Here is a 12,647-nt window from a genome sequence, read left to right on the forward strand (position 1 = left end):
CCTCCTGCCGGTCGATCCGCTACGGCCCGGTGAGCGCCGCCAACGCCGTCAACGCCAGCACCTGCACGCCATAGCCGATGGCGCGCTCGTCGACATCGAACGTAGACGCATGAAGGTCGCCGCGCGACCGGCCGCTGGCCGGATCGTGCACGCCGAGCCGGACGTACGACCCCGGGACATGGTCGAGGTACCAGGCGAACGAGTCGCCGCCACGTGACCGCGGCGCCTCGACCACGCCGTCGTGGCCGAGGACCGCCCGCCCGACCTCGGCGACCAGTTGCGTCGCGGCCTCGTCGTTGACCACCGGCGGCACCCCGGTGCGGTAGGCGAGCTCCCAGCCGGCACCGAGGGGGTCGGCAACCGTGGCTACGGCGTCGCGCAGCAGCTGTTCGGCACGGCCCCACACCGCCCGGTCATGGGTGCGCAGGGTCCCGCGGATCGTCACCTGCGAGGGGATCACGTTCGCTGCGTCCCCGCCACGCACGGCACCGAAGACGATCAGGACATCGCCGCCGGACCGGGTCGCGACAAGGCTGGGCACCTGCAGGACGAGCTCGGCCGCCACCGCGACCAGGTCCACGGTCAGTTCGGGGCGGGCCGTGTGCCCACCGGGACCGGTGAGGGTGAGCTCGATCAGGTCGGCGGCAGCGGTCAGCGGGCCGGGGCGGACGCCGATCACGCCGACGTCCAGCTTCGGCTCGCAGTGCAGCCCGAAGGCGGCGCTCACCCCGTCCAGGCGCCCCTCGGCGATGACGTCGACCGCGCCACCGGGCACCGCCTCTTCCCCTGGTTCGAAGACCAGCCGGACCCGCCCGCCGGTGTCGGGCAGCAGCTGGGCAAGGACGAGACCGGCACCGAGCACGATCGCGGTGTGGACGTCGTGTCCGCACGCATGCGCGCGGCCGGGCACCCGCGACCGGTACGACACGTCCTTGCCGTCCGGCATGCCCAGCGCGTCGAGATCGGCACGCAGCATCACGACCGGACCGTTCGACGCACCCACGTCGCAGGTCAGCCCGGTCCCGACGGCCAGCGGCTCGGGGCGCAACCCGGCCAGCTGCAGCCGTTCGCAGACCGCCTCGGTCGTCTCCGTCTCGCCCCCCGCGAGCTCAGGATGGGCATGCAGCCGGCGACGGAACCCGACCAGTTCATCGCCGTGGCCGGCCAGGAACGCGGCGAGCGCGGGGCGATGGCGCTCGACGACGTCCTCGGTCGCGCCGCGACGGCGAGCCGGGTCAGCCACGGTGCACCACATCGGTGGCCCATTCGTCGCGCAGCACCCCGACGAGTTCCGGCAGCGTCGCGCCGGCCGCCACGACCGACCGCTGCCGGTCGTAACTGGCGCCGTGCTCGAGGATGTCCAGCACCCCGGCCAGTTCCCCGTCGCAGCCGAGCTCCGCAGCCACCGGCGCCAGGTCGGCGACGAGGCCGGCCGCGACCTGCTCCACGGGAGCCGTGCGGCCGTCGTCGTCGACGACGAGCCGGGCCTGCAGCCCCCACCGGCAGGCCCGCCACTTGTTCTCCCGCAGCACCCATTCGGCCGGCACCGGCAGCGGCTCCCCGGCGTCGAGCCGGCGCTCGCACTGTTCGACGAAGGACTGGCCGAGGGCGGCCAGCGCGGCGACCTCGGACAACGTCGCGGCCCCGTCACACATCCGCAGCTCGACGGTGCCGAAGTCCGGATGCGGGCGCACGTCCCACCACACCTCCCGGATCGTCCGGATACTGCCAGCGGTCACCAGGGTGCCCATCAGCCGCTCGAACTGGTCCCACCCGGTCAGCCGCGGCGGCAGGCCGGTCGTGGGCAACGCCTCGAAGACCTTGGTGCGCACCGACGCCAGGCCGGTGTCGCGACCGTGCCAGTACGGGCTGGACGCCGACAGCGCGAGGAACACCGGCAGGACGCCGGTGAGGGCACCGGTGATCGCCAAGGCCCGCGGGCCCGACCGTACGCCGACGTGCACGTGGACGCCGTGCGTCATCAGCCGCCGCGCCGGCCAGCCGATCCGCGACACCAGGTCCTCGTACCGCTCACCCGGGCTGCGGACCAGGTCGTGGTACGACGCGAACGGGTGCACTCCAGTCGCCAGCAGGCCGAGTCCTCGCTCAGCGAGCACGGGACGGACCTGCGCCAGCGACCGCTCGAGATCGGCCCGGGCGGCCGCAACGGTGGGGCACACGCCGGTGACCAGTTCGAGGCTGCACTCGTACAGCTCGTGCTTGACCGTCGGATGGACCCCGCCCGGGTGGCCCTCGCCGAGCACGGCCAGCACGTCGGACGCGCGACCGGCGAGGCCCTCGGTCGCCAGGTCGACGATGCCCACCTCGACCTCGACGCCGAGGCTGGTCGTCACAGAGGGGTGAAACTCGACGCGCACCGTGCCGAGCGTAGGCCCGGCACGGTGCGCGTGCGCTTCAGCCGCGCTGGCGGCGTCAGTTCGTGGACGAGGTACCGAGGGTGATCGTCAGGTCCCGGCTGGCGCCGTCGCGGGTGACGGTGAAGGTGACCTTCTCGCCCGGAGCGTGCGCCCGGATGGCCACGATCAACGCGGTGGCGTCGGCGACCCGCTGGCCGTCGACCGCGGTCACAACGTCGCCGGCCTTCACCCCACCGGAGGCCGCCGGGCCGGCGGGGACCGCCGAGACCCGGGCACCGGAACCCTCGTAGGTCTGGTCGACCTGGATCCCGGCGATGGGGACGGTGGCCTTCCCGGTCGCGATGAGCTCGTCGGCGATCCGCTTCGCCTCGTTCACCGGGATCGCGAAGCCGAGGCCGATCGATCCGGCCTGCCCGCCGGCGCCGCCGCCGAGGCTCGCGATCGCCGAGTTCACCCCGATGACCTGACCGGCCCCGTTCACCAGCGGCCCGCCGGAGTTCCCGGGGTTGATCGGGGCGTCGGTCTGGATGGCGTCGATGAACGACCCGTCGCCGTTGCCCTCGCCCGCGGTGACGGGCCGGTGCAGCGCGCTGATGATCCCCGCCGTCACCGTGCCTTCCAGGCCCAGCGGGCTGCCGATCGCGATCGCCGTGTCGCCCACCTTCACCGCGGCGGAGTCGCCGAGGGTGACCGCCGGCAGGCCCGTCCGGTCGACCTTGACCACGGCGAGGTCGTAGTCGGCCGTCGCGCCCACCACCTTGCCCGACACCGTCGTGCCGTCACTGAAGGCGACCGACACCGTGTCGTCGACGGCCCCGGCCACCACGTGGTTGTTGGTCAGCACGTAGCCGTCGGCGCGGATGACGAAGCCCGTGCCGGTGCCGCCGCCCTGCGCGGTCGTCGTACTGATCTTGACCACCGAGGGCAACAGCGCCTGGGCGACGGAGGACACCGAACCGTCCGCCGGGGCAGACAGCGAGGCGGGGTTGATGCTTGCCCCGAGGGAGCTGGTCGTCCCGGCGCTCCCACCGTCCCGTTCGGCCAGGCCGTAGCCGACCGCGCCGCCGACGCCGCCGGCCAGCAGAGCCGCGACCAGGGCGGTGGCCGCCGCGATGGCGACCGGGCCGGTCTTGCGCGGCGGCGGCGGGTTCACCGGCAGCTGCCCCGTACCGCCGTTCGGCGGCACCCCGTCGTTCGGCGGCACCGGTGCGTACGCCGGCGCCGCGGCGTACGCCGGACCCGTTGCATACGAATGAGTTCCGGCATACGCCGGAGCGGGTCGAGCGGCCTCGTCGGCACCGCCGCCGTCGGCCCAGCGCCCGGCGTAGGCCGGGCCAGCGAAGGCGTACGCCGGCGTCGCGCCGGTAGCCGTTGCGTCGGGCGCCGCGGCGTTCGCGTTCGCGTCGGTCGCGGTGTCGCCGGTGGCCGGGGCGCCGGCGGGACGGGAAGCGTTGCTGTCGGTGCTCACGTGATCCTCCTGGGCGGGGGCGCCACAGCAGGCGGCGCCGTCGCGAACCACTGTGGGCCGGCCGGGCCGAGGAGGACCAGGGGCCTTGCACGGCCCTAACACACCGCAGCGGCGGCACTGACATACCGCGCGGTACGGCACGATGGCCGGGTGGACGACCTGTCGGGCCCCGAGCGCGACGAACCACTCGACGATCCGTTCGTGACCCCCGGCCTGCGGGCGGTGCGCCGGGTCGAGTACGCCGCGGCGCTGGCCGCCCAGGGCCGGCACGCCGAGGCGCTGACGGCGTACGACGACGCGCTGCGGTACGTCGAGCTGGTCCGCGCCGGCGGCGGCCACGACGAGCGCCGCTGGATCCGGATGACCTCAGCCGCGGCACCGCCGCCGGAGCTCGGCGATGTCGACCTGGGCGCGCTGCAGGCCCGGATCGAACTGTCCCGCGCAGACTCGCTGCTGCGGCTGGGCCGACCGGAGGAGGCCGCGGCGGCGGCCGCCCGCGCCGAACCCCTCGTCGCCGGCTTCGGCCGCCGCGGGCTGCGCAAGGAGTTGCGGCGGGTCCAGCAGGAACTGGCCGCTGCCGCCGGCGATCCGGTCGCCCGGCTGCAGCAGCTCGACGAGCGGCTGCGCGGCCGCGGCTTGGACCGGCACGAAGCGCTGGTCCTGCGACTCGAGCGCGCCGACCTCTACCTGGAGGCGGGCCGTACCGACGACGCACTGCGGGAGGCGTTGCTCGTCGTCCGCGACGGCAAGGAAGACACCGACGCCTACGTGGTGGCGTCGGCCCGGCAGCTGACCGGATTGGCGTTGGACCGGGCCGGTCGGCCCGCCGAGGCGCTGCCGAGCCTGCTGGCGGCGTACGGCGACCTGCACCGGCTCGGCTACCACCACGACGTGCTGGCGATGGCCTCGCCGCTGTCGTGGCGGCTGTCCGAGGCGGGGCGCCACGACGAGGCGGTGGTCGTCCTCGACGGCGCGCTGCACAGCGCACGCGCGCTCGCCGATCGCCGCAGTGAGGCAGCGCTCGGTGCCGCCCGAGCGGCGACCCTCGACCGGGCCGGCGACGCGACCGCTGCGGCACAAGGCTTCCGGGCTGCGCTGGAGCTGGCCGAGCGCGCCGGTGACCCGGTGCTGACCGCCGACGTCGGGCACGGTCTGGCGGTGGTCCTCGCGACGAGGTTCAGCGACGACCCGGCCGAGGTCGTGGAAGCCCTGTCGGTGCTGGACCGCGCCAAGAACACCTACCGCGAGCAGGGTCTCGGCGGCCGGGTCGCCGGCTGCGAGCACGAGGCGGCTGCCCTGTTGGGGCGCAAGGGTTCCTACCCCGCGGCGGCGGCGCGGTACGAGGCCGCGCAAGCGGCGTACCTCGGGGTCGAGGAAGCCGACCGCGACGCGGGCGCGTGGCCGGACGAACTTGCCGACGTCCAGCGCAACCTGGCCGCGCTGCGCGCCGGAGGGCTACGTCCGGCGCCGGCGACGGATGACGCGGCGGCGGAAATCCTTGGTACCAGCGCTATCGAGGTGACCACCGCGGCCTCCGATCGGAACGGGGAGGCCGCTGCGAGCAGCGCGACCGTGACAGGCGTGGCAGCCGCCACCCTGGAGGGGTTGTTCGCCAGCGGCGGGCACACCATGCGGCACAACGGAACATGACGGTTCCCCGCACGGCCGATCCCGAGGCAGCAGCCAGAGTGCTGCGCGCCGGCGGACTGGTCGCCCTGCCCACCGAGACCGTGTACGGCTTGGCCGCCGATGCCGAGCAGCCCGCTGCGGTCGCCCGGATCTACGCGGTCAAGGGCCGGCCGGCCGGGCACCCGGTGATCGTTCACGTCGCCGCTGCCGACGCTGTCGATTCGTGGACCCGAGCGGTTCCCGGCTACGCCCGGAACCTCGTCGCCGCCTGCTGGCCGGGGCCGCTGACCGTCGTCCTGCCACGGTCAGCGCGGGCCACCGACGCGGTCACCGGCGGTCAGTCCACCGTGGCGCTACGGATGCCCTCGCATCCGGTGACGCTGGCCACCCTGGCGGCGTTCGCCGGTGACAGCGACCGCGGCGTGGCCGCCCCGAGCGCCAACGTCTTCGGCACGGTCAGCCCGACCTCGGTGGACCACGTCCTGGCGAGCATCGGCGACCGCCTGGATCCCGGCCGGGACCTCGTGCTCGACGGCGGCGCGTGCGAGGTGGGCGTCGAATCAACGATCGTCGACTGCACCGGCCCGGCGCCTCGCCTGCTGCGCCCGGGCGCGGTCTCGGTCGAGACCGTCGAGGCGGTGACCGGCTTGGCGGTGACCGCCGCCGCGGGCGGCTCAGTTCGCGCGCCGGGCACCCTCGCGGCCCACTACGCACCGCGGGCGCGTGTCGTCGTCACGCCGACCACGACAACCGAGCCGCAGGTCGCCGCGCAGACCGGCCCCGGATCCACCGGCCTGATCGCACCGGTGGGTGTCCCGACCCCTGGCGGGTTCGTCCGCCTCGCCGCCCCGACGGATGCCAGCGGCTACGCACGGATCCTGTACGCCGCGCTGCGTCGCGCCGACCTCCTCGGGCTGCAGGTCATCGTCGCCGTACCCCCGTCCGGACCCGGGATCGCCGCGGCCGTCCGGGACCGGCTCGACCGTGCCGCCGCGGCCGGAGGTTAGCCCGGCACGGGTTCAGTGGTCGGCGCGCCCGGCGTACGCCTCGGATGCGCTTGGCCACACGACCCGGCGTCGCCACGGCGCGGGCACCCTGTCGGTGGGATCAGCCGTAGCCGAGGTCGTGCAGCCGGTCGTCGTCAATGCCGAAGTGGTGGGCGAGCTCGTGCACCACGGTGATCCGGACCTCGGCGACGACGCGCTCCGGGGTGTCGCAGATCGCCAGGATCGGGCGGCGGAAGATCGTGACCCGGTCCGGCAGGGTCCCGGCGTAGCTGCCGTCACGTTCGGTCAGCGGGACTCCCTCGTACAGGCCGAGCAACTGTCGATCATGAGCAGGAGCATCGTCCTCGACCACCACGACGAGGTTGTCCACGAGCGCCGCCAGGGCTGCCGGGACCTCGTCGAGGGCCTGCGCGACGAGGTCTTCGAAGGCGGCCGCATCCAACTCGAGCACTACGACATCCTGCCTCTCCGGCGCCGCGGGACCGCGTGTCCGAGGCAGGAAGGGGACCCCGGTGCTGCTTTGGTGATCGCCGATGTGCTCCCCTATGCTGTGGCGGCACCCGACGACGATGGTCGGCGGGGGCCCGGTGTGACGACCACAGGCCCCCATCGTCTAGCGGCCCAGGACACCGCCCTTTCAAGGCGGCAGCGCGGGTTCGAATCCCGTTGGGGGTACGCCTCAGCAGCACCGAGGCCCCGTAGCGCAGTTGGTTAGCGCGCCGCCCTGTCACGGCGGAGGTCGCGGGTTCGAGTCCCGTCGGGGTCGCTCTACCGGGTCCGCACGATGTGCGGACCCGCGCCATGTCCGACGTACCAGCGTTGCGCGCCTTGTCGGCCGTTAGCCGGCCGACAGCGGCCACGTTGATGACCACAAAGCGCGCAACACCGGGACGTCGCGGCCGGCTTTGCAGTCGCCGAACCGCCACCTGGTGGCCCGATGCCGGCCGCTGGAAGGGCGGTCGTAGCGCCTTGCCGGGGCGGGCTGTGGAGTAGGTCATGGGAGATTGACCCCATGCTGCTGCGAATCTTCACCGAGCCCCAGCGGGGTGCGTCGTACGACGATCTGCTGCGGGTGGCTCGCGCCACCGAGGATGCCGGCTTCGACGCGTTCTTCCGCTCCGACCACTACCTGGCGTTCGGCGACGCCGACGGCCTGCCCGGCCCGACCGACGCGTTCATCACGCTGGCCGGACTGGCTCGCGAGACGTCGCGAATCCGGCTCGGGACGCTGGTCAGCCCGGTGACGTTCCGGTCACCGGGTCCGCTGGCGATCAGCGTCGCGCAGATCGACGCGATGAGCAGCGGGCGCATCGACCTCGGCATGGGCGGTGGCTGGTTCGCCGCTGAGCATGCGGCGTACGGACTGCCCTTTCCTCCTGTGGCAGAACGGTTCGACCGGCTCGAAGAACAACTCGAGATCATCACCGGGTTGTGGACGACGCCGCTCGGGCAGATGTACGACTTCCACGGCCGCTACTACGACGTGACCGATTCGCCAGGGCTGCCCAAGCCCGTACAGCAGCCGCACCCGCACCTGATCGTCGGCGGCGTGGGTCCGCGCAGGACGCCCGCGCTGGTGGCGAGGTTCGCCGACGAGTACAACGTCTCGTTCCGCGACGTCCCGATCGCGCAGCAGGCGTTCGAACGCGCCCGCGCGGCGTGCGAGCGGATCGGCCGGGACCCCGGCTCTGTGATCCGGTCGGTCGCGCAGGTGCTGTGCTGCGGCCGCGACGACGCCGAACTCGCCCGGCGTGCCGCGACGATCGGGCGGGAGGCCGGCAAGCCGCGGCCCGACGAACTGTCCGGTACGCCGAACCAGCTCGTCGACCGGCTCGGCCGGTTCGCCGAAATCGGGGTGTCGCGGGTGTACCTGCAGATGCTGGACCTGGCCGACCTCGATCACCTCGAGCTCGTCGCGTCCCAGGTGGCCCCCCAGGTCGCCGCCCTGTGACACGGGCCGCCTGACACCGGCGGCTCGACACCGGAGCGGCGGACCGCGGCTCGACACCGGAGCGGCGGACCGGTGGCGCGGTCGGGGCACTAGCCGGTCCGATACGATCGCCCGGCCGCTGCGGCGGTCACGGCCAGGTAGCTCAGTTGGTACGAGCGTCCGACTGAAAATCGGAAGGTCGGCGGTTCGACCCCGCCCCTGGCCACACCGTTTGCCCAGGTCGGAAGCCTGACAGGCGCACAGAGCCCGAGGCACAAGCTGGGCGCCTTGCGATCTCTCACAAAGAGGTCTGGGGACCCGCCGTCACGCCGCAGGAGCGGTGCTAGGTGGTCGTGCCCGCCACCGCATCGTCGTGCCGCGCTTGGCGCAGATCCGTTCGATGAGGACGCACATGGTGCCCGTAGACGCTCGTCACGACGTGCACCGGGATCCCAGCGTTGACCCGCGACCCCGACCCCAGGCACGACGAGATGATTTTGCAGATTGGTCGGACTGAGCCCATCCCGCTAGACCGGCCTGAACTCGATACGTTCGTTGCCAGTCAGTTGGCCTCGTCGGTTGCCGTACCCGGTGGCGTGGTGGTGCCGCTGCCGGCGCCGCCACGGCCGAAGGCGTCGGACAACCGCATCGGACGGGACGGCCCCGGCAACGCGGCCGCGCTCCCAGGCGTCAGGCAGTCCCCCGTGGGGTTGAGCCAGCGCGCCAGCCGATCGTCCCCCTCAGCGAGCGCCGGACCGAGGACCGCGGCGCCGACGATGATGAACGCGAAACCCGTGAGCCACATGACGAATGCCAGGCTCAACCCGAAGGCACCGAACTGGGCGTAGTTCTTCGCCACCGTCGTGGGAAACCAGACCGATGCCGCCAAGGTGTACAGCCAGGAGCCGAACCCGGTGGCGATACCGGTCGGCAGCAACGCACGCCAACGCACCTCACCGCGGACCATCAGCCGAGCCGTCCACCACCACAGCCCGATCGACAGCGCCGTGCCGACAACCCACGCGACGACAGCGCCGACCGAGCCCTTCACCAAGGCGTTGACCAGCGCGAGCGTGCCGAACAGCGCCAGCACACCCCCTACCCAGGCGGCTCCCCGGCGCTTGTTGCCAATGCCGCCACCAGGCGGTCGGCGCCACGCGCGCAGATAGGTCCGCTGCAGCGCGGTGGTGAAGGACACCGCGAACGCCAACGTCAGAATGACGCCGACGAGCCCGGTCGCGGTCCTCGTCTCCGCCGGAGAGGCGAACGCGACCCGAAGCACGTCCAGCGCGCCACCGGACAATCCGAACCGGGCGATCACGGTGTTCACGATCGCCTGCCGGGTCTCGTCCGGCGCGATGGCGACCACGAGAACCAGCAGCGGGAACACGCACACCAGCAACTTGGCCGCGAGCGCCACTGCCCGGTCGACGAACTCGACTTCCAGCAGCCGGGACCAGAACCGGCCCACGGCTGTGGGTTCGAGCAGCTCGGCGTACCGCTGCATCGTCGCGCGCAGCTGCATCGTGACCGACACGAGCCGAGGGTACGACCCAGCGGTTCCCTGCGACGGTCAGGTCGGGCTAGCCGACCGAATCGCCTGCGGCGGCGGTGATCCGGGAATTCATGTGCACCAGCAGGTCCGCGCTGCTGGTCGGGACCACCCCGCCGGCCGTCGAGGTGATCTCGTCGATGTGATCGGCGACCGACTCCGGGGTGAGCGGCGTACCGCCGGAGGACCAGCCGTCGGCGACCCCCAGATAGATCCGGCCGACGAACGTCGCACCGACCCGGAAGCACTGCCCGCCCACCGCGCACTCGTCGGATGCCAGGTAGCCGACCAGCGCTGCGACGTTGTCCGGTGTCGCCAGTTCGACCGGGATGGGGGCGGTCGGCACCCTCGGCCGGGTCGCGGCCAACGGGGCGATGACGTTCACCTTGATGTCCACGCCCTGCTGCACGGTCTCCAGATGCATGCTCGCAGCCAGGCCGAGCAGGCCGGCCTTCGCGCCGCCGTACGTCGGCACCCTCGCGTCACCGAAGATCCCTGCTGACGAGGTCAGCACGATCCGGCCACGACCGTTCGCTGCCATCCAGCGCCACGCCGGCTGTCCCACGTAGTAGGCGGCGCAGAAGTGCACCGCGAGCAGCCGCGTCAACTGATCGGCCGGCACCTGCCCGAACGGCGCGTGTTCGACGACGCCAGCGTTGTGGACGACGATGTCGGCGGACCCGAACTCCGCGATGACCGCTGCGACCAGGTCCTCGCCACCGGTCTCGGAGGCGATGTCATGAGTGGAGACGAGCGCCTGCCCGCCGGCAGCGACGATCTCGTCGACCACGGAACCGGCTGCGGCAGCGTCGATGTCGTTGACGACGACGGCTGCGCCGCGCGACGCCAGCAGGAGGGCATGGGCCCGGCCGATGCCACGGCCCGCTCCGGTCACGACAGCGGCTCTGCCGCGCAAGGACAACTCAGCCATGGGATCCCCCGCTCCGATCGGTGCCGCGCGCGGCCTGTGGCCCCCGGACGACTCGGCCCGGTAGCGCACCGGTCGACTCGCCGTCCTGGTAGGTCTGTACGCCGGCCACGAACGTGTGCAGGTAGCCGTCTGCCCGCTGCAGCAATCGTTTCCCGCCGGCGGGCAGGTCGTAGGCCATCCGCGGACAGTGCAGTCGCAGGCCGTCGAGGTCGATGACGTTGATGTCGGCACGGTAGCCCGGCAGCAGCACTCCCCGATCGAGCAGGCCGACGGATCGAGCGGTATCGCGGGCTTGCTGCTGGACCACATACGCCAAGTCCAGCCGGTCATGGTCGCGGTCGCGGACCCAGTGCTGCAACAGCGTCGTGGGGAAGCTGCTGTCGCAGATGGAGGCGACGTGGGCACCACCGTCGCCGAGGCCGGGCACGGTGTTCGGGTGCACCATCATCTCGCGCGCGGCATCCAGCGAGCCGTAGGCGTAGTTGGCGAACGGCTGGTGGATGAAGCCCTGGCCGTCGTCGGAGATGAGGATGTCGTATGCCAGGTCCAGGGGATCCCGGCCGGTCGCGGCAGCCTGCGCCGCAAGCGATTCCGATGCCTTGGGCTCGTAGTCCGGGGTCAACTCGCCCAGCGGGAACATCCACTCGAAACGGTCGATCCGCATGCCGCCGATGAGATCGGGACGTTTGGCGTCAGTCTGCGCGGCCAGGATCTCCTGCCGCACCAGCGGATCGGACATCCGCCGCGCCTGCTCCGGCACCGGCAGGTGACTCATCGCCAGCCACACCGGGTTGGCCACGAGGGGGTGCACCGGGCAGTGCAGGCCCATGAGGGCGCCGATGCCGCGGCAGGCGACCTGGCCGGTGAGCCGCAGTCCGTCGGCGTTGGCCGCGCTCAGCTCGTCGAGTATCTGCCGGTACAGCTCCGGCCGTTCCCGTGTCTGGAACAACGACACTGTGACGGGGCGGCCGGACGCCGACGCCATGCCGCGCAACAGGGCCATGTCCTCGGCCACGTCGGGGAAGTCGGTGATCAGTTGCAGCACACCGCGACCGGTCCCGCCGATGGCAGCCGCGATCGCGGTCAGTTCCTGTTCGGCGGTCCCGTAGACCGGAGTGACCGCGCCGGCCTTGGTCTTGTGGGCCAGCGTCCGCGAGGTCGAGAAGCCCAACGCCCCCGACAGGACGGCGTCGCGTGCCAGCCTCGCCATGAGCTCGATCTCGTCCGGACTCGCCTGCTCGAAGGCCGCCGCCCGTTCCCCCATGGCGTAGAAACGAAGCGCGGCGTGCGGCACCTGCGTGGCGAGGTCGAGATCCCGCGGACGACGCTCCAACGCCGACAGGTAGTCGTCGAACGACGTCCATTCCCAGGTGATTCCCTCGTACAGCGCCGTGCCGGGAATGTCCTCGACGCCTTCCATGAGCTCGATCAGCAGGTCCCGATGCTGCGGCAACACCGGGGCGAAGCCCACTCCGCAGTTGCCGGTCACCACCGTCGTCACGCCGTGCCAGGAGGACGGCTGCAGCCGGTCGTCCCAGACCGCCTGGCCGTCGTAGTGCGTGTGGGCGTCGACGAAACCGGGCGCCACGATAGCTCCGTCGGCGTGGATCTCGCGCCGGCCCCGGCCGGCCACCTTGCCGACCTCGACCACGACGCCGTCGGCGACGGCGACGTCGGCCACTCGCGGTGCAGCGCCGGTGCCGTCGACGACGGTGCCGCCCCTGACCACGAGGTCCAGCGAACTCATCGGCG

10 protein-coding genes and 3 tRNA genes are annotated in these 12,647 nt (G+C 72.5%); 6 read left to right on the plus strand and 7 right to left on the minus strand.

The window, feature by feature from the left end; genetic code table 11:
* Positions 1-19: 19 nt before the first annotated feature.
* From EPO13_04335 to EPO13_04345, 3 genes are read right to left on the minus strand one after another with little or no spacing between them, the layout of a single operon-like run.
* Positions 20-1,255 carry an amidohydrolase gene (locus tag EPO13_04335; protein TAK70195.1) on the minus strand — a complete coding sequence of 412 codons (1,236 nt, stop codon included), beginning with the start codon at positions 1,253-1,255 and terminating at the stop codon, positions 20-22.
* Positions 1,236-2,378 carry a glutamate--cysteine ligase gene (locus tag EPO13_04340; protein TAK70196.1) on the minus strand — a complete coding sequence of 381 codons (1,143 nt, stop codon included), beginning with the start codon at positions 2,376-2,378 and terminating at the stop codon, positions 1,236-1,238. Before EPO13_04340 ends, EPO13_04335 begins: the two co-directional genes overlap by 20 nt.
* A gap of 55 nt (positions 2,379-2,433) precedes the next feature.
* Positions 2,434-3,846 (minus strand): PDZ domain-containing protein, encoded by a 1,413-nt coding sequence (locus EPO13_04345; protein TAK70197.1) that lies wholly within the window; start codon positions 3,844-3,846, stop codon positions 2,434-2,436.
* 150 nt (positions 3,847-3,996) lie between these two features.
* Between EPO13_04345 and EPO13_04350 the strand changes: the two genes are divergently transcribed.
* Positions 3,997-5,496, plus strand: a complete 1,500-nt coding sequence (locus EPO13_04350; protein TAK70198.1) for a hypothetical protein — start codon at positions 3,997-3,999, stop codon at positions 5,494-5,496.
* On the plus strand, positions 5,493-6,482 hold the full coding sequence (locus EPO13_04355) for a threonylcarbamoyl-AMP synthase (GenBank protein TAK70199.1): 990 nt from the start codon (positions 5,493-5,495) through the stop codon (positions 6,480-6,482). Before EPO13_04350 ends, EPO13_04355 begins: the two co-directional genes overlap by 4 nt.
* 100 nt (positions 6,483-6,582) lie before the next feature.
* Here EPO13_04355 and EPO13_04360 read toward each other — a convergent pair whose 3' ends face one another.
* Positions 6,583-7,092, minus strand: coding sequence for a metallopeptidase family protein (locus EPO13_04360; protein TAK70200.1), 510 nt, complete (start codon positions 7,090-7,092; stop codon positions 6,583-6,585).
* Here EPO13_04360 and EPO13_04365 point away from each other — a divergent pair.
* The 4 genes from EPO13_04365 to EPO13_04380 all read left to right on the plus strand — a co-directional run bounded on the left by EPO13_04365 (position 7,085) and on the right by EPO13_04380 (position 8,638).
* Positions 7,085-7,157: transfer RNA gene (locus tag EPO13_04365), tRNA-Glu, on the plus strand. The genes EPO13_04360 and EPO13_04365 overlap by 8 nt on opposite strands.
* A 17-nt stretch (positions 7,158-7,174) precedes the next feature.
* Positions 7,175-7,248: transfer RNA gene (locus tag EPO13_04370), tRNA-Asp, on the plus strand.
* A gap of 246 nt (positions 7,249-7,494) precedes the next feature.
* Positions 7,495-8,433 carry an LLM class F420-dependent oxidoreductase gene (locus EPO13_04375; protein TAK70201.1) on the plus strand — a complete coding sequence of 313 codons (939 nt, stop codon included), beginning with the start codon at positions 7,495-7,497 and terminating at the stop codon, positions 8,431-8,433.
* Positions 8,434-8,564: 131 nt separating this feature from the next.
* A tRNA-Phe gene (locus tag EPO13_04380) sits at positions 8,565-8,638 on the plus strand.
* A 336-nt stretch (positions 8,639-8,974) separates the two neighbouring features.
* On the opposite strand, the gene EPO13_04385 is transcribed toward EPO13_04380, so the two are convergent.
* From EPO13_04385 to EPO13_04395, 3 genes are read right to left on the minus strand one after another with little or no spacing between them, the layout of a single operon-like run.
* Positions 8,975-9,949, minus strand: a complete 975-nt coding sequence (locus tag EPO13_04385; protein ID TAK70202.1) for a hypothetical protein — start codon at positions 9,947-9,949, stop codon at positions 8,975-8,977.
* Between the two features lie 46 nt (positions 9,950-9,995).
* A complete protein-coding gene (locus EPO13_04390) occupies positions 9,996-10,895 on the minus strand; it encodes an SDR family NAD(P)-dependent oxidoreductase (protein ID TAK70203.1) in 900 nt (299 codons plus the stop codon).
* Positions 10,888-12,642, minus strand: coding sequence for a D-aminoacylase (locus tag EPO13_04395; protein TAK70204.1), 1,755 nt, complete (start codon positions 12,640-12,642; stop codon positions 10,888-10,890). Before EPO13_04395 ends, EPO13_04390 begins: the two co-directional genes overlap by 8 nt.
* Positions 12,643-12,647: the final 5 nt, after the last annotated feature.

The sequence above is a fragment of the Actinomycetota bacterium genome (assembly GCA_004297305.1).
Taxonomy (GTDB): domain Bacteria; phylum Actinomycetota; class Actinomycetes; order S36-B12; family FW305-bin1; genus FW305-bin1.